The 16674-nt window shown below is 64.1% G+C and carries 19 protein-coding genes; 9 read left to right on the top strand and 10 right to left on the bottom strand.

The window, feature by feature from the left end; all coding sequences use genetic code 11:
- The first annotated feature begins 1 nt into the window (after position 1).
- The gene (locus ACWGTO_RS26575; protein ID WP_454577765.1) at positions 2–1048 is read left to right on the top strand and encodes a glutathione synthetase; all 1047 of its coding nucleotides are present in this window, start codon (positions 2–4) and stop codon (positions 1046–1048) included.
- Between the two features lie 114 nt (positions 1049–1162).
- Here ACWGTO_RS26575 and ACWGTO_RS26570 read toward each other — a convergent pair whose 3' ends face one another.
- Positions 1163–1837, bottom strand: coding sequence for a GntR family transcriptional regulator (locus ACWGTO_RS26570; RefSeq protein WP_454577819.1), 675 nt, complete (start codon positions 1835–1837; stop codon positions 1163–1165).
- Between the two features lie 131 nt (positions 1838–1968).
- Here ACWGTO_RS26570 and ACWGTO_RS26565 point away from each other — a divergent pair, with 131 nt between their 5' ends.
- The 4 genes from ACWGTO_RS26565 (at position 1969) to ACWGTO_RS26550 (ending at position 5772) form a co-directional block, all read left to right on the top strand.
- Complete coding sequence (locus ACWGTO_RS26565) at positions 1969–2895, top strand: substrate-binding periplasmic protein (protein ID WP_454577764.1); 927 nt, start codon at positions 1969–1971, stop codon at positions 2893–2895.
- A 15-nt stretch (positions 2896–2910) separates the two neighbouring features.
- Positions 2911–3651, top strand: coding sequence for an amino acid ABC transporter permease (locus tag ACWGTO_RS26560; RefSeq protein WP_454577763.1), 741 nt, complete (start codon positions 2911–2913; stop codon positions 3649–3651).
- Between the two features lie 4 nt (positions 3652–3655).
- Positions 3656–4453 (top strand): amino acid ABC transporter ATP-binding protein, encoded by a 798-nt coding sequence (locus ACWGTO_RS26555; protein WP_454577762.1) that lies wholly within the window; start codon positions 3656–3658, stop codon positions 4451–4453.
- Positions 4454–4575: 122 nt separating this feature from the next.
- Entirely contained in the window at positions 4576–5772 is a 1197-nt protein-coding gene (locus ACWGTO_RS26550) for an NAD(P)/FAD-dependent oxidoreductase (RefSeq protein WP_454577761.1), read from the top strand.
- A 57-nt stretch (positions 5773–5829) separates the two neighbouring features.
- On the opposite strand, the gene ACWGTO_RS26545 is transcribed toward ACWGTO_RS26550, so the two are convergent.
- The 8 genes from ACWGTO_RS26545 to ACWGTO_RS26510 all read right to left on the bottom strand — a co-directional run bounded on the left by ACWGTO_RS26545 (position 5830) and on the right by ACWGTO_RS26510 (position 12237).
- A complete protein-coding gene (locus ACWGTO_RS26545) occupies positions 5830–6558 on the bottom strand; it encodes an amino acid ABC transporter ATP-binding protein (protein WP_454577818.1) in 729 nt (242 codons plus the stop codon).
- A gap of 55 nt (positions 6559–6613) precedes the next feature.
- Positions 6614–7288 carry an amino acid ABC transporter permease gene (locus ACWGTO_RS26540; RefSeq protein ID WP_454577760.1) on the bottom strand — a complete coding sequence of 225 codons (675 nt, stop codon included), beginning with the start codon at positions 7286–7288 and terminating at the stop codon, positions 6614–6616.
- Positions 7285–7962, bottom strand: coding sequence for an amino acid ABC transporter permease (locus tag ACWGTO_RS26535; protein WP_454577759.1), 678 nt, complete (start codon positions 7960–7962; stop codon positions 7285–7287). The genes ACWGTO_RS26540 and ACWGTO_RS26535 overlap by 4 nt, the downstream gene beginning before the upstream one ends.
- Before the next feature lie 117 nt (positions 7963–8079).
- A complete protein-coding gene (locus ACWGTO_RS26530) occupies positions 8080–8868 on the bottom strand; it encodes an ABC transporter substrate-binding protein (RefSeq protein ID WP_454577758.1) in 789 nt (262 codons plus the stop codon).
- A gap of 104 nt (positions 8869–8972) precedes the next feature.
- A complete protein-coding gene (locus tag ACWGTO_RS26525) occupies positions 8973–10136 on the bottom strand; it encodes a saccharopine dehydrogenase family protein (RefSeq protein ID WP_454577757.1) in 1164 nt (387 codons plus the stop codon).
- Positions 10133–10642 carry an Lrp/AsnC family transcriptional regulator gene (locus ACWGTO_RS26520; protein ID WP_454577756.1) on the bottom strand — a complete coding sequence of 170 codons (510 nt, stop codon included), beginning with the start codon at positions 10640–10642 and terminating at the stop codon, positions 10133–10135. Before ACWGTO_RS26520 ends, ACWGTO_RS26525 begins: the two co-directional genes overlap by 4 nt.
- 181 nt (positions 10643–10823) lie before the next feature.
- Positions 10824–11555, bottom strand: coding sequence for a 3-keto-5-aminohexanoate cleavage protein (locus tag ACWGTO_RS26515; RefSeq protein ID WP_454577755.1), 732 nt, complete (start codon positions 11553–11555; stop codon positions 10824–10826).
- Positions 11556–11760: 205 nt separating this feature from the next.
- Positions 11761–12237, bottom strand: a complete 477-nt coding sequence (locus ACWGTO_RS26510) for a MarR family winged helix-turn-helix transcriptional regulator (protein WP_454577754.1) — start codon at positions 12235–12237, stop codon at positions 11761–11763.
- A 148-nt stretch (positions 12238–12385) separates the two neighbouring features.
- Between ACWGTO_RS26510 and ACWGTO_RS26505 the strand changes: the two genes are divergently transcribed.
- Both ACWGTO_RS26505 and ACWGTO_RS26500 read left to right on the top strand, forming a co-directional pair.
- Complete coding sequence (locus ACWGTO_RS26505) at positions 12386–13201, top strand: p-hydroxycinnamoyl CoA hydratase/lyase (protein ID WP_454577753.1); 816 nt, start codon at positions 12386–12388, stop codon at positions 13199–13201.
- 33 nt (positions 13202–13234) lie between these two features.
- Positions 13235–14725, top strand: coding sequence for an AMP-binding protein (locus tag ACWGTO_RS26500; protein ID WP_454577752.1), 1491 nt, complete (start codon positions 13235–13237; stop codon positions 14723–14725).
- Positions 14726–14759: 34 nt separating this feature from the next.
- Here the strand turns inward: ACWGTO_RS26500 and ACWGTO_RS26495 are convergent, their stop codons facing one another.
- Positions 14760–15428, bottom strand: a complete 669-nt coding sequence (locus ACWGTO_RS26495) for a phytochelatin synthase family protein (RefSeq protein ID WP_454577751.1) — start codon at positions 15426–15428, stop codon at positions 14760–14762.
- Positions 15429–15602: 174 nt separating this feature from the next.
- On the opposite strand from ACWGTO_RS26495, the gene ACWGTO_RS26490 reads away from it, so the two are divergent.
- Positions 15603–16025 (top strand): OsmC family protein, encoded by a 423-nt coding sequence (locus tag ACWGTO_RS26490; RefSeq protein ID WP_454577750.1) that lies wholly within the window; start codon positions 15603–15605, stop codon positions 16023–16025.
- A 37-nt stretch (positions 16026–16062) separates the two neighbouring features.
- Positions 16063–16587 (top strand): carboxymuconolactone decarboxylase family protein, encoded by a 525-nt coding sequence (locus tag ACWGTO_RS26485; protein ID WP_454577749.1) that lies wholly within the window; start codon positions 16063–16065, stop codon positions 16585–16587.
- Positions 16588–16674: the final 87 nt, after the last annotated feature.

The following is a 16674-nucleotide window of genomic DNA, read 5'->3' as shown; positions in this document are numbered from 1 at the left end:
AATGCGCATTGCGTTCTTCGTCAATTCCGTTGAAAGCGAGACGCCGGGCTATACGACGACGGCGTTGGCGATGGCTGCCGTCCAGCGCGGCCATTCTGTCGTCTATGTCGAGCCGGGCGATTTCATCCTGCGTCCCGATGACAATCTGGCTGTCAGCGTCGCGGTTCTGCCCGATGCTGCCCACAAGACATCAGCCAAGCTTCATGCTGCCCTGCGGGATGCCGCGAAGCAGAAGAAGACTGTCGCCATGAGCGACATCGACATTTTGTTTCTGCGCAACGACCCGTCGCTGGATGGCGCCCGTCGGCCATGGGCGGCCAATGCGGGCATCATGTTCGGTCGGCTCGCAGCAGAACGCGGCACGATCGTCGTCAACGATCCGGACGGCCTGGCGCAGGCACAGAGCAAGCTCTATCTGCAGTCCTTTCCCGAAGCGGTCAGGCCGGCGAGCCTGATATCGCGCAGCATCGCCGAGATCCGCGCCTTCATCGACAAGCAGCCAAAGGGCTGCATCGTCAAGCCGTTGCAAGGGTCCGGCGGCAAGAATGTCTTCCATATTGCCAAGCCCACCGATTCAAACCTCAACCAGATTTTCGAGGCGGCCAGCGGTGACGGCTATCTCATCGCGCAGGTCTATCTTCCGGAAGCCAAGGCCGGTGACGTGCGTCTGTTCCTGATGAACGGACTGCCGCTGGTGCGCGACGGCAAGTACGCAGCCTTTCGCCGCGTTCCGGCCAAGGGCGATGTCCGCTCCAACATCCATGCCGCCGGAACCGCTCGCAAGGTCAAGGTAACGGCCACCATGCTGGGCATTGCCGAGATGGTGCGCCCCAAATTGATCGGCGACGGCATGTTCCTGGTCGGCCTCGACATCGTCGGCGATAAACTTCTGGAGATCAACGTCTTCACGCCGGGCGGGCTCACCCGGCTCGCCGACATGTACGCGACGGACTTTGCCGCAAGCGTCATCGCTGCCTTGGAAGAGAAGCGGACGCTGCGACAAGCCTATGGCAAGGCCATGACCAATTCGCGGCTGGCGACGCTGTGAGGAATGGAGGCATGGCGCGACCTTTCAAAGGTGCAGGGTGGCCGCATAACCGCTTCCGCCGCGTGTCGGCCATACGAACAGCCTTCGCGAGGGTCGTTGTTGCGGCAACTCGGCTCAAATGATCTTGCGAACATCCTGTTCAAAGCTGAGGACGTGATGCAGCGCGATGCGCTCGGCCGTTTCGCCATCTCCCCGGCAAACCGCCTCGAGCATGAGGGTTTGCTCCTGCAGAACCTTGTCGAGCCCCGACATCAGCTCCGGAAACCGTCGCGTCGCCACATGCAGGATCCTGAGCGACAAATTGTGGTAATGGTCGAGCGTGTCGAACAAATACGGGTTCTTGGCGGCCCGATAGATGAAGCGGTGGATGCGCTGGTCCAGCGCAAGCAGGGGCTCGAGCTCCGGAGGACTTGGAAAGGCGGCCAGTTCGCCGATCAGGGCTTGTGCTTCCCGACGCTCGGGCTCTCGCAGACGTTCGGCGGCGAGCCGCGTCGCCCAGGATTCAATTCTCGCCCTGGCTTCGTAGATCGCCGATAGATCGCTGATGTCGATCGTGCTGACGGAGGTCCCGCGGCGGCCATTGACATCGACGAAGCCATCGCGCTGCAGCCGCAACAACGCCTCGCGGACCGGCGTGCGGCCGACGTCCAGCCGCCGCATGAGATCCGTTTCACGGAGCAGGGTGCCGGGCGCCAGCTTGACCGTGATGATGTCCTCCCGCAGCTGCAGATAGGTGCGCTCGGCCAATGTCGAGCCAGCCTCGACACGGTCGGCATCGTCTTCCCGCATCCGCGCGTCCATCTCACTCACCTCACAGGGATCAAATCCGATCACCAAGGAATCACTTGACAACGGATTCATATAATATACTGTTCAATATATTACAGATATATCGATCCGGCTACAGGGAGGTATCGGGCATGGAAAAAGGGACGGAAAAGGGCGTTGTATCTCACTCGCGATTCAAGGTCGGCATTGCCGCCTTGCTGGGCATTGGATTTGGAGTGCTGGCAACAGTGGCGCATGCGGACGGGCTTGAGACGCTGAAGCCTGGCGTCCTGCAGGTCACGATCGAGCCGTACATGCCCTACACGGCGATGAAGGACGAGAAGCTCGTCGGTCTGGACAGCGATATCCTTGCCGCCGTCGCCGACAAGCTAGGCCTCAAGATGGAAGTCAGCGTCACCGATTTTCCCGGCATGCTGGCATCGGTCCAGTCGCGGCGTGCCGATATCACGATCGGCGGCATCGCCTGGTCGGACGCCCGCCAGAAGGTCGGTCTCTTCACCGACCCGCCTTACTATTCGCCTCCGGCGATGGCGGTGCAGGGCACAACGGACTATCCGGACGTCAAGAGCCTGGAAGGCAAGGATCTCGGGACCGTCACCGGCTATGTCTGGGCGAAATCGATCGCGCAGGTGCCGAATGCCACCCCCCACACCTATCCGACGGCTGACAGCGTCTTTCAGGACCTGTCATCAGGCAGGCTGGATGTCGGCTTTCTCGACCCCCTGCTGATCATCTACCAGCAGAAGGAACGGCCGGACATGAAGTTCCGCGTCGCCTACCTGGCGCCGCCGACCGCCGACGAGATCAAGGCCCATCCCGATTACCAGTATTTTCAGCCCTACATGACCGGCTTCTACCTGCCGAAAGAGGCGCCGCAGCTGGCCAAGGCCGTCTCGGACCAGATCGATGCCATGTACAAGGACGGGTCGCTTGCCGCGCTTGTCACCAAATGGGGCGGCGATCCGAAGCAGTTCCTGGTGCCTTCGCCGGAGATGGCGGCGCAGCGCCGGGGCGCGGACCGCCCGGCGGATTGGGCGCCGCCCTCGATCGCGCCTTGAGGGTGGGGGCAGGCCATGTCCCTTTTCCACACGCTCGGCGGGTTCTTCCAGGTTCCCTGGAGCGATTACGCAAGCAATCTCGGCTGGGGTCTGCTCAGGACCCTTGCCTACACCATCGTCAGCTTTGTCGGTGCCGCTGTCCTCGGTCTCGTCCTGGCGCTGATGCGCCTCAACCGCTTGCGTCTGGTGCGCCTGCCGGCCGCCATCTACACCGAGATATTCAAGAACGTCCCGTTGCTCGCGATTATCTTCGTCACCTATTTCGGCCTGCCGTCGGTCGGCATCAAGCTCAGCGTCTTCGTCGCCGGCGTGCTGAGCCTCATGTTGTTTTATGCGGCCTATCTGTCCGAGATATTCCGCGCGGCCATAGCCGGCATCCATTCCGGTCAGAACGAGGCTGCCCAGGCGCTTGGCCTTGGCCGCGGCACCACCTTTGGCCATGTCATCCTGCCCCAGGCGTTGAGGCTGGCATTGCCCGGCACCAACACCATGTTCGTCGACCTTCTGAAATCGACGTCACTGCTGGTGACGATCTCGGCCGTCGAACTGATGACCCAGGCGCAGCTGATCGCCTCCGAAACGTTTCGGGCGCTCGAAGTCTACCTGGTGATCGCGTGCATCTATTTCGCCGTCTGCTACCCGGTCTCGCAATGCCTGCTCTGGCTGGAGCGGACCATTCAGGCCGGCGTGCCGCTGACGCCGGGGCGCCGGCGGCGGCTGAAGCTGGCCAGGTCGCTGCTCGCAGGCGGAGCCTAGACCGATGGCACAACAGACGCTTCCCAAGGCGCCCGGCGTGACGGTGCCCGCCGGCCCGGCAGTCACCATCCGTGGCTTGCGCAAATCCTTCGACGGCAGGCAGGTGCTCGGCGGCATCGATCTCGACGTGGCGGCCGGTCGCATCGTCAGCATCATCGGCCAGAGCGGCGGCGGCAAGACGACGCTGATGCGCTGCGTCAACCTGCTCGAGCTGCCCGACGGCGGCGTCATCGAGGTCAATGGCGAGACGATTTGCGACAAGGGCGCGGTGACCTGCAGGAACCTCGCCAGGCTGCGCCAGCGCGTCGGCATGGTGTTTCAGCGCTTCAACCTGTTCCCGCATTTGACGGCGGTGGAAAATGTCGTTCTCGCCCAGATGCATGCCGCCGCGATCGGCGAACGCGAAGCGGTCGAGCGCGCGGTGCGCCTGCTCACGCGCGTCGGCCTCGCGCATCGGGCGACGGCCTATCCCGAACGCATGTCTGGCGGCGAGCAGCAGCGCGTCGCGATTGCGCGCGCCCTGGCGCTTGGCCCAACCGTGCTTCTGTTCGACGAGCCGACCTCCGCGCTCGATCCGGAATCGACCGGCGAGGTGCTGCGCGTCATGCGGGAGCTGGCAAAGGACGGCATGACCATGATCCTCGTCACCCACGAACTGCCTTTCGCCCGCGAAGTCTCGGACTGGGTCGTCTTCATCGACGGCGGCCGGATCATCGAGCAGGGCACGGCGGCCGACGTGCTCGACAGCCCGCGTGAGGCGCGAACGGCCGCCTATGTCGCGCGCTACGCCGCGCCTGGCTGAACGCCGGCCGGCAATCAGTCCCAACAGAGCCCATCGGGCATGGTGCGATCCGGCACGCCGTCTCGCCAGCCCGTTTCGCCAGTCCTTGGGCGCCCGTCTTTGCCCCAACGCATGTGGACCAGATGAGCAGGATTTCGACCGACATCGCCGTGATTGGCGGTGGCGTCATAGGCTTGGCGATCGCGCTGCGGCTTCGCGCCGACGGGCGCGAGGTTGTTGTCATCGAACCGAACGAGCCCGGCAGCGGCGCGTCTTATGGCAATGCGGGAACCATCGCCAACTATGCGGTCATACCCGTAGGCACGCCGGCGGTGCTGCGGAACCTGCCCTCGCTTCTGCTCGACGCGCGCAGCCCCTTGTCGATCCGCGCCTCGGCTTTGCCGTCCCTGTTCCCCTGGCTGGTCCGGTTTGCCTATGAATCCCTGCCGCACCGGTTCCGGGAAAACACAAGCCGGATCGCCGAACTCGTTTCCGACGCATCGGCGGCATGGACAGAGTTCGCGGCCGAAATTGGGGCAACGGACCTGCTCTCCGCCAAGGGCTGTCTCTATCTCTATGAAACGCAGAAGGCCTTCAGGGCGGCGGCCACCGATATCGACCTGCGCCGCTCCTATGGCATTGGTCAGGAGCTGCTGTCGGCCGACGAAGTGCATCGGCTGGAACCCCGGTTGCCGCCCTTCGAAGGTGGCGGCGTGTTTTTTCCGGGCGCGATCAATCTCAACGATCCGGGCGAGACGATGGCGCGGTTGACCGCCGCGGTGCGGCGGGCGGGCGTGGAATTCGTCCAGGCCTCCGCCCGAACGATCGCGCGGCAAGCCAATGGAATCCGCATCGACGCCGCGCCCTTCGACATAAGCGCCCGGACCGCTGTCATCGCCGCCGGCGCCCACTCGCAAAGGCTCGCCGCCCAGATCGGCGATCCGGTCAGGCTGGATACCGAACGCGGTTATCACGTCGAATTCGACATGGCCCACCCGCCGATCGAACGGCCGGTCTGCCCGACAGCGCTCGGCTTCTATCTTTGCCCGATGCGAGGCCGGCTGCGCGTTGCGGGCCTGGTCGAACTCGGCGGCCTGGGCGCTCCCGCCGATCCGCTTCGTGTGGCAGTGCTGGCGGCGAATGCGCGTCGGGTTTTTCCGGAGCTGGGCGAGCCGAGCCGCACATGGCTCGGCTTTCGTCCCTCGATGCCCGATTCCGTGCCCGTTATCAGGCCATCGCGAGGCGGGCGGGACGTGATCCTCGCCTTCGGCCATGGCCATATAGGGCTGACACTTGCGCCGCGCACGGCGCGGATGGTAAGCGAGATGCTCGGGGGCTAGGCGCGGATCGACGTCCCATCTCTTGCCCGGTGGCGGCCAGCTGTTCGAGTCCCGACCCTAATGCCTGAGAATCTTGCTCAGAAAAGCCCGGCTGCGGTCCGTCTTCGGGGCGGAGAAAAACTCCTCCGGCGTGCCGCTTTCGACGATGGCGCCGGCATCCATGAACACCACGCGTTGCGCCACCTTGCGGGCAAAGCCCATTTCGTGCGTCACCACCATCATGGTCATGCCTTCCTCGGCCACGGCGACCATGACGTCGAGCACTTCGGAAATCATCTCGGGGTCGAGCGCGGAGGTCGGCTCGTCGAACAGCATGATCTTGGGCCGCATGCCGAGACAGCGCGCGATCGCCACGCGCTGCTGCTGGCCGCCCGAGAGCTGTGATGGATAGGCGTCGACCTTGTCGGCGAGACCAACCTTGGCCAGCAAGTCGCGCCCGGCTTGCTCGGCCTCGGCGCGCGGGATCTTGCGCACATGGATCGGCGCCAGCGTCACGTTCTCCAGCGCTGTCTTGTGCGGGTAGAGGTTGAATGACTGGAACACGAAGCCGATCTCGGTGCGCAGCTGCGTCATGTTGGTGGCGGGGTCGCCGAGGCGCTGGCCGTCGACGACAAGATCGCCGTCCTTGATCGCCTCTAGGCCGTTGATGCAGCGTATCAGCGTGCTCTTGCCCGAGCCGCTCGGGCCGCAGACGACGACCACTTCGCGCGGCTCGACGCTGAGCGTGATGTCCTTCAGCACGTTGAGCGTGCCGAACCATTTGTTGACACCGCGAAAGTCGATCATGCCGGTTTTGGCCTGGCTTGGCGTGCTCATGGTCGTGCGCCCTTTGGGTTCGATGTCACAGCTGGACCTCGCCATGCGCCGCACCCATGCGGCGCTCCAGCCGGCGGGCGAGCATGATCAGCGGATAGCAGACGATGAAATAGCCGACGCCGACGAGGAAGAAGACCAGCAGGCCGTTGGGCACACGCTGCACCACCAGCCAGCCGACGCGGGTGAGGTCGGTAAGACCGATGGCCGAGACGACGGAGGAATCCTTGATCAAAAGCACATATTGCCCGACCAGCGGCGGCAGCACGATGCGCATCGCTTGCGGCAACACCACCTGGCGCATCCGCTGCCAGCGTGACAGGCCCGATGCCAGCGCTGCCTCGACCTGGCCGGTCGGCACCGAGCGGATGCCGGCGGCGACGATCTCGCAGATGAAGCAGGCGGCCAGGTTGGTCAGCGCGATGATGCCGGCGGTGAAGGCATCGAGTTCGATACCGAATTCCGGCAGGATGAAGAAGATCAGGAAGATCTGCACCAGGAACGGCGTGCCGCGGATCAGGTCGACCCAGGCGCCGATCACGCTCGAGATCAGCCGGTTGCCGCCGGTTCGCAGCATGCCGAGGCCGAAGCCGAGAGCCGTGCCCAGCACCAGGCTGATCAGCGACAGCATCATCGTCATGCCGAGGCCGCGCAAGGCGAGGGGATAGCTGCTGGCCAGGCTTTGCAGCTGCTGCCAGATCATGTGCTGCTCCTTGCCGGCTGCAGGCCGAGCCAGCGACTGGACAGCGCCGCCAGTCCTTTGAGGCAATAGTAGAGCAGCAGGTAAAAGGCGGCGATGGTGATGAAACCTTCCGCCGGCATGAAGCGGTCGGACGCCAGCAACTGGCCGGCGCGCGTTAATTCGGAAACCGAGATCAGCGACAAGAGTGCCGAATCCTTGACCAGTACGATCGCCTGGCCGAGCAGTGGCGGTATCGTCACCTTGAAGGCTTGCGGCAGGATGACCAGCCGCATGCGCTGGACATAGGTCATCCCCGAAGCGACGCCGGCTTCGACCTGGCCGCGCGGGATCGATAGGATGCCGGCGCGGATGATCTCGGCAACATAGGCGCCGCTGTTCAGCGACAGAGCGAGGATGCCGACGACGAGCTCAGGCAGCACGAAGCCGAGTCGCGGCAGGCCGAAATAGAGGAAGTAGAGCTGCGCCAGCAAGGGCGTGGCGCGCACGGCGTCGATATAGGCCTTGGCCGGAATGCGAGACAGCTGGCTGCGCTGCAGGTTCATGGCGGCGAGCACGATGCCGACGGCAAGCGCACCGGCAAAGGACAGCGCCGACAGCCATACGGTCGTGATCAGACCCTGCCCGAACAAAGGCAGATATTCGACGATGGTGCGGAAGCTGAAATTTTCGAGCATTGGGCGGTAACTGATGAGTAGTGAGTAGTGAGTAGTGAAGGGTGTCAGGAATGGCCATTCACCATTCCCTGCTCCCTAACTGCTAATTCCTACTCACTAATCACTACATCCTATTCGTCAGTGATCTTTCTTCCAGGCGTCGGAATTGACCCAGTAGTCGAGGTTCTTCTGCAGGCGGCCGTCGATCGTGACCTGGTTGAGGAACAGGTTCATCCAGATCAGCAGGTCCGGCTCGTCATAGCGGGTGGCGAAGGCAAGCGGTTCCTTCGACAACAGCTCCGGCATGATGGTGAAGGTGCCGGCGGGATAGGCGGTCGACTGGCCCGTGACCGCCGAGACGTCGTTGACGCCGCAATCGGCCTGGCCGTTGTTGACGGCGTCGAGCAGCAGCGGACCGCCGCCCTTGTAGCTCTTGATGTCCGCATCGGGGAAGGCATTCTTGGCTTCCTTCTCGCCGGTGGCACCCAAAAGCACGGCGATCTTGGTGCCCTTGGCCTTGCAGTCCTCGGTGGTCTTGAACTTGCTGTCGGCCTTGGTGAAGACGGTGCTGCCCGTGTACATGTAGGGCGTGGTAAAGGCGACCTTCATGCCGCGCGCCAGCGTCGGCGTCATGTCGGCGACCAGCAGGTCGGCCTTGCCCGAGAGCAGCGCCGGGATCAGCCCGTCCCAGTCATAGTCGAGGAAGGTGATCTTGACGCCCATTTCCTTGGCCATCAGCTCGGCGAGTTCGACCGAACTGCCGGTGCGTTCGCCATTGGCTCCGACCAGCGAGAAGGGAGGTCCCTGTGTCTGCACCGCGACACGCAGTTCACCGCGCTTGGTGATCTCGTCGAGCGTTCCGGCACTGGCCGCTGTGGTAAGGCCGGCAAGCGCAAGTCCGGCGATGAAAAGTCTGGCAATCTTCATGTGGCATTCCTCCCTGTTTGGTTGTCATTTTTTGCCCGCGGATTCCCGTGAGCTCTTTTTGAGCGGTAGCGCCGTTGCCGACGGCAGCCACCGTTCGAAAATCCTCAGCCCCAGGCCACCGTTTCGGCAACCTTGATGCCGCGCCTGGCCAGTTCCTCGAAAAACGGTCCGTCGGGCACATGCTGCAGCGGGTTCAAAAGGCCTGCCGTTGTAATCTCGCGCCGCGCCAGCATCTGCGCCACGATGCTGGCGGGATAGCCGACGCCGAGGCTCATGCCGAACAGGCCGGAGCCGAGGTCGCGTTCGATGATCAGGTCCGATGTCACGGTCTTTCGGCGACCGCCTTCGAGACCGGAAAAGACGTTACGCATCACGCAAAGGTCTTTCTCGTCGGCGCCATACTGCAGTTGCGGGCCGAGCAGCCGGCCGAGAAATTCGCGTGGGCTCGCGCCGGTGCCGGGCACCTTGTCTTCGGAAAGGAAGCCGAGTTCCTTCAGCGGCGCCCAGAACGCCGACCAGCCCGGCCAGCGCAGCGTGTAGCGGCCCGAGCGTCGCAGCCCCTTGGCGCCGTCGAGCATCTCGACATAGTGCAGCGCGTCGCCATTGGGAAAGGCCTCCAGCCGGCCGAGGCCGGCAACCTCGATCTCGTGGATGAAGCGGTTGTCGTGCTGCCGGCCCGCGGACACTTCGACGCGCTTGCCATCCTCGATCATCACGCTGTCTCGGTTCTGGCTGACCAAAACCATGTCGAAATTCCAGCTCACCTTGTAGCAGAGGGGCTTCGCCATCGCCTTCGGTTCGGGGATGCCACCGCAATAGGATTCGATCGAGGAGATCGAAGAAAACTGCCTTGCGGCGCGTGCGTAGAGGACGAGATCGATGCCAGGGTCGAGCCCGCATTCGGTCATGATCGAAACGCCGGCCTGTTCAGCAGCGGGGCCTAGATCGGCGATGGCCTTGCCATAGTTGGTGGTGACCAGCGGCGTGCGCGTTGCGATCGCAGCCTGCACCGCCTCGCGCATCAATGGCTGCGGCAACAGATCGATGACGGCGTCGACATCGGCCAGCACATTGGTCAACGCAGGGCCGATCGGTCCTTCAGGCACGACGAAACGCACGCCAGAAAGATCGGTCAGGCCAGCAAGCCGGGCAGGGCCGTCGGCGGATGTATCGACGCAGACGATTTCCTCGGCACCGGCGCTGGCGACGAGATCGGCAATGGCCGCGCGGCCCTGCAGGCCGAGGCCGCCGAGAACAGCGATTTTCATGCCGGCTCCTTGCGCGCCGGTGTTTCTTCCGACCAGCAGCCTTCGGGAAGGCTGACCCATTTGTTGCAGGAGGCCATGACGACAAAGGTCTCGCTGCGCACCACTTCGCCGGGAATGCCGGCGCCTGGGATCAACTCGCTGGTGATGCGGTAGAGATCGGCGACATCGCCGGCGACGGTGACGTCGACAATGATGTCGAAACGTCCGGTGACCACCGAGGCCGAGTTGACGAAGGGCAGTTCGGCAATGCGCTGGGCCAGCTCGCGAGCGCGGCCTCGTCCCTGCGCGTTGATGCCGACAATGGCCGAGATCAGCTCCGGGCGCTCGGTCAAATTGAGCAGGCCGACGATCTTCAAAAGGTTGCGATCGAGCAGATTGCGCAGCCGAGAGCGCACCGTCGGAACCGAGATCGCCATCGTCTCGGCGAGTCGGCTGATGCCGGGTTGGGCATCCTGCGACAACAGCTTGACCAGCCGTCGATCGGTTTGATCGAGATGCTCACGCAAGGGCTATGCTTTCATAAAGGAGAAAAATATGAGGCAATTTCTTCCAGATATGAAAATAGCCTATGGGAAAATTCTAATAACAGCAAGGGCGGAGTTGCGGCTCGCTATTGGGCCAGCTTCGGGAGGAGGGTGATCTCCCCGCGAGGGCGAGATCACCTGTCATCGACGCATTCGTCAGCCGCTACGCCGATCGGCTGGCCCGGAAGATCGCCACCGCCGCGGCCGTCAGCGCCGCATTGCCGGAGGCCACCGTGCCATCCGGCAGTTCCTTGCCGTCCTCTAGCCCGACCCGCGTCGACCAGTTGCGCTCCGCCGCACGGCGCACGAACGGCCAGACCGCGGTGTCGGCTCCATGCAGCAGGATCGCCCGTCGTATCCCGGCACGATCCAGCACTTTTTCGATGCCGTCCGAAACGGCAAAGGCCTCGTCCAGCGTCTGCTCGGAAATCTCGATCAGCACGCGCAGAACGCGTCCGCCATGGTCGAGGCTGACCAGTCGTTCGGCGTCGGCGACCGACGCCAGGCCCGCCTCGATGCCGATGCCGCGTTGGCGCAGGCTTTCCATGACGATGGGGGCGGCCGTCTCGCTGAGATTGACCGACGCATAGTCCGGCAATTCGCGCCAGCCGGCGATGGCGACCAGTGTGCGGTTGTCATCATTCTCGATCCAGGCGCCGGTTGAGACGCCGATCAGCGTGCCGGGGCAGGCGCGGCGCAGCGCCGCAATTGTCGGGTCCATCGCTGCCGGCGCAAGGCTCTCGCGGCCGTCCGCTCCGCGGGCATGGACATGCAGCTCCGCCGCACCCGCGGCAATCGAAGCCGCACCATCGCGCGCCATGGCGTCCACGTCGAGCGGCAGCGAGGGATGGAAATCGGCGGGACGAGTGCCGTTGATGCAGGCCTGGACGATCATGGTTCTCGCGATCCTGTTGCGGGTGGCGCGAGCCTAGCAAAGGGCTGCCAAAATCGGTACCGGTCCGCCGAAGGCTCCTGACAGGTGGATGCCACGCGGCCTGAATCAGATTGGTAGGATGCGCCGCTATCGCCTTGTTCGAAAAAGCCTTCCGCGAGATCGGTGGCGGGACGGCAATGGCCAGTGACGACGCTTGCCGGAGAACTCAGTCCTCCTCGACCCAGATCAGCCGCAGCAGCCGCAGCAGCGTTGCGCGCTCTTTTTTCGTCAGCCGCTCCAGGAACCGGTTCTCGTGCCGGCGCACCTGCCGGCGCCATGCCGGCATGGCCAATTTGGCAGCCGCTGTCAAAGCGAGCACTTGCACGCGCTTGTCCTGCGCATGGTCGTCGCGCTCCACCATGCCGCGCTCCTCGAGTTCGGCAAGCAGCGGCGCCATGTTGGCGCTCTTCATGCCGAGCAGACGGCAGAGTTCGGCGGCGCTGATGCCGGGCCGCTCGTCGATCAACGCCAGCATGCCGTAAGTGACGGGACGCAGCGCCGCATCAGCCAGCTCGACCGTGAAATCATTGAGCGCCAGGGTCGAAGCGCGGCGCAGATTGTAGCCGATCTGCGCGTCGAGCCTGTCTTCGGGCGCGATCCTTGTCGTATTGCCGGAAGCGGTGCGATCTGCCGTCTCGTTCATGCTGCAATCGATCGCCGCGATCAAAACCCTTGTCAAGTAAAAAAGACTATGCAACATAGCGATTATAAAAGCTATGTAGCATAGCGATTAATGCGAGGAGCACGGCTCTTCGCTTGCATGCAAGACCGCGAGCCGGAGGAGACTTGCCATGACCGAAGAGACTGTTGCCTTCAACATCGAGGACGGCATCGCCTGGGTGCGCTTCAACCGGCCTGAGAAACGCAATTGCATGAACCCGGCGCTCAACCGGCGCATGATGGAAGTGCTCGACGAGCTGGAATACCGCGACGATGTCGGCGTGCTGGTGCTGTCGGGCGAGGGCAATGCCTGGTCGGCGGGCATGGACCTCAAGGAGTATTTTCGCGAGACCGAAGCCAAGGGGCTGGGCGCTGTCCGCAAGGCCCAAAGCGAAGCCTATGGCTGGTGGCGGCGGCTGCGCTGGTACCGCAAGCCGACCATTGCCATGGTCAATGGCTGGTGCTTTGGCGGCGGCTACGGCCCGCTGTTTGCCTGCGACCTCGCTTTCGCCGCCGACGAGGCGCGGTTTGCTTTGTCGGAGATCAACTGGGGCATCCTGCCCGGCGGCGGCGCCACCAAGGTGGTGGTCGACCTGCTGTCGATGCGCGACGCCATGTACCACGCGCTGACCGGCGAGCTGATAGACGGCAGGAAAGCGGCGGCCTGGAAGCTGGTCAATGAAAGCCTGCCGCTCGAAGGACTCAAGGCGCGCGTCACCGAGGTGGCCAACATCTTGCTGAAGAAAAACCCGGTGGCGCTGAAGGCGACCAAGGACGCCGTCCGCCGCGTTGCCGAGATGACCTACGACAATGCCGAGGACTATCTGGTGCGGGCGCAGGAGGCGGCCAATTCCTACGACCATGACGGCCGCAAGGAAGGCATCCGCCAGTTCATCGACGAGAAGAGCTACAAGCCCGGCCTCGGCGCCTACGACAAGGCAAGGTGACCGACTGACATTCGATCGGGGAGGAGATGCGAGATGCCGGCCTGGACGACGCCCGATCCCGTGGCCTTGCATGCCGCGACGCAGCCGGAGCGCGTCGCTTGCGTCGACCTCGCTTCCGGGCGGCGCTGGACCTACGGCAGTTTCGATGAAGCCATCCAGCGTGCTGTCGCCGTCCTTGAGAGCAGCTACGGTATCGAACCGGGGCTACGCATCGCCACGGTCGCCCGCAACAGCGCCGATCTCCTGATCCTGCAGCAGGCCGCCATGCGGCTCGGCGCCATCTTTGTGCCCGTCAACTGGCGCCTCGCCGGCATCGAGCAACAAGCAATCCTTGCCGATTGCGATCCCGCGCTGCTGCTGCACGATGCCGCGTTTGAGATAGCGCCGCCCAAGGGCTGCATGCTGGTCGAGGTCGCTGACTTTGCGGCGGCGGTGGCAGCGCAGGCGCCGGCGCCGCGCCGGCCTTTGCCGGCGGCCGATCAGCCGTCGATCATCCTCTACACCTCGGGCACATCGGGCCGGCCGAAGGGGGTGATCATCACCGAGGCCAACGCCTTCGCCACCGCGGTCAATTTCGGCGTGCTGGGGCGGGTGGGCAATTCCAGCATCTTCCTCTGCGACGCCCCGATGTTCCATGTCATCGGCCTCCTCACCAGCCTGCGTCCGCCCTTGCTGCAAGGCGGCGCGGTGCTGATCTCGTCCGGCTTCGAGGCCGGCCTCACCAACCGCCGGCTTGCCGATCCGGAACTCGGCGTCACCCACTATTTCTGCGTCCCGCAAATGGCCAAAATGCTGCGCGAAGATACCGCGTTCGCGCCGGCAAACTGGACCACACTCACCGCCATCTTCACCGGCGGCGCCCCCAATCCCGCCGCCGACATCCTCTGGTGGCTGGAAAAGGGCGTGCGCATGGTCGACGGCTTCGGCATGACCGAGGCCGGCACCGTGCTCGGCATGCCGCTCGAGTCCGGCCAGATCGCCCGCAAGGCCGGCTCCGCCGGCCTGCCGGCGCCATCGCTTGGCTTGCGCATCGTCGACGAAGATGGCCAGGACGTCGCTGCCGGCGCGGCGGGCGAGATCTGGCTCAGCGGTCCCAACATCACACCGGGCTACTGGAACCGGCCGGATGAGACCGCGCAGGCCTTCACATCAGACGGCTGGTTCCGCACCGGCGACATCGCCCGCCGGGACGAAGAAGGTTTCGTCACCCTGGTCGACCGCCGCAAGGACATGTTCATCTCGGGCGGCGAGAACGTCTATCCCGTCGAGATCGAAATGGCGCTGCTCGATCATCCCGACATTGCCGAAGCGGCAGTCATCGGCATCGCCGACGAACGCTGGGGCGAGATCGGCCGCGCTTTCGTCGTGATGAAGGCGGGCCGCGTCCTCGACCCAGCCGCGCTCATCGCCCACTGTGCAGCCCGCATCGCCCGCTACAAGGTGCCGAAGGAATTCCTGCCTACCGACGCGCTGCCGCGCACCGCGTCCGGCAAGATCCAGAAACACATCTTGCGCGGCCGGTAGCGCCGGGACCGCGCCTGCTCCGAAACCGACCGTGCTACTCGATCAGCAGCAGACCGCGCTTCCTGTCGCCATCGCTGTCGATCGTGTCCATGGCCGAGAACAGCCGTTCGCGCTCGATCAGCCAAGGCTTGTAGCGCTCGTTTACGTCGAGGACGAAAACCATGTCCTCGGCCTCAAGATAGCCGCCGATCGGGGAAAAATGGCCACTGCCGGCGCCAAAGATTTTCTCGCGGGTGAAATTGATGATGTAGCGGCGGTTTGGATCGTTGGCGCGCTTCATGTGCTCGCGGAAGTCGTCGGCGCTCAGGTTCCGCAGCACCGAGACTTTCCGGCCGGTCTTCGTTCGGGCGACTTCGGCAACCTCGTCCAGCGTCAGCCCGATGATGCAAAAGCCGGTCCAGCATTTTCCGGTGCCCTCAAGGACTTCGGCCTCGCTTGTCTCCTCCTCGCCGATGGAGCGGAACGTGTTTGCGACACTGGCCGGACCGCACCTTGAACTGTTCGTTTGCCAGTCAAGGCTGGCGTTGAAAGTGGCGGCCACCGGCAGCTTCCAGGCGCTGTCGATCAGCGCGGGGGTGCGGATAACCGACGACTGGATTGCGTCCGGCGAAACCGCGGTCTGACCAACAAGCAACAGTGCGCCGCCGCCGAGCAGACCAGCGCCGGCAACTGCAATCAAAGCGAAAGCCAGACCACGCTTCATTGCCGAACCTCGATACAGTGCAGCATCAGGGCTTATTCAGAAGGCATCACAGTCTAGCGAAATCGGAGACTTCAGTCGATGTTGCGGCCTTGGCCCCGAGCGTACCATATAGCGGGCAGCGCACGCGCCACGGCGGCAGCCCCCGATTGCGGGCGGCCAGTGAAAGGATCCGATATGAGTGAACTCAAGGTCAGGACACGCGTCACCGGCGCGACGGCGACGCTGCAGCCCGGCGGTTTGCCCGCCATCACCACACCGACCGGCGGTGCGGTCGATGTCGTCACCGGGGTCAGCGCGCCGGGCTTCAATCCGCTCGACCTGCTCTATGCCTCGCTCGCCGCCTGCATGGTGCTGAGCGCCCGCATCGCCGCCAGCCGGCTCGGGGTCGCCGCCGAGCTTGGCGAAGTGCGCGCCGAGGTCAGCGGCGAGAAAGCGAAGGACGAACCCTCGCGTGTCGAAAAGTTCAACATCAGGCTCGACATCTCGGGCGATCTCGACGCGGCGACGAAGCAGCGTATCGTCGAGGATGCCGAAGCGATCTGCACGGTCTCCAACACGCTGCGCGGCGCGCCGGAACTGCATACGACGCTTGGATGAGGGATGTCGCAGAACACCGCCAACCAAGGACCATCCGATGGCTATGATCGCGCCAATTGACTACGCGACGGCATCGCAAGACATCCGCGCCGAGCACGACAGGGAGCTTGGCCTGCGCGGGCGCATGACCAACATGAAGCGCATATTGCTGCATTCGCCGGCGGCGCACCGCATCTATGCCGAATGGTTCACGCTGCGCGATCTCTTGAAGCCGACGCTCGACGGCCGCGCCATCTGGCTCCTGTCGCTGGCGATCTCGCAAGGCTGCCGGGCCGAGATTCCCGTCACCTTCTTCCGCCGCGCGCTGATCGATGGCGGCCTTGATCCGGAAGCGATCGGACCCAGCGCCGACGAGGCGTTGCTGATCGAATTCGGCAAGGCACTTGCGGCCAGCAGCGATGCCATTCCCGACGATATCTGGGCGGCACTGAGGGCCCGCTACGACGACACGCTGCTGGTCAACCTCGTCGCCTTCGCCGGCATCATGGTGGCGACCTGCGTGTTCACCAACGCGGTGCGGGTCGATCTGGATCCGGAGCTGGAGGGGTATCGGAAGCGGTGAGGTGCAACCTGTCCTTCTCCCCCTGTGGACCTGTTGCACAGTACGAGAGAGTGCGGCCGGGATGCGAATACAGTGGTTCGTTGCTTG

This window comes from Mesorhizobium sp. PL10, from assembly GCF_053714315.1.
This window is presented reverse-complemented; position numbering and strand designations above follow the sequence as displayed.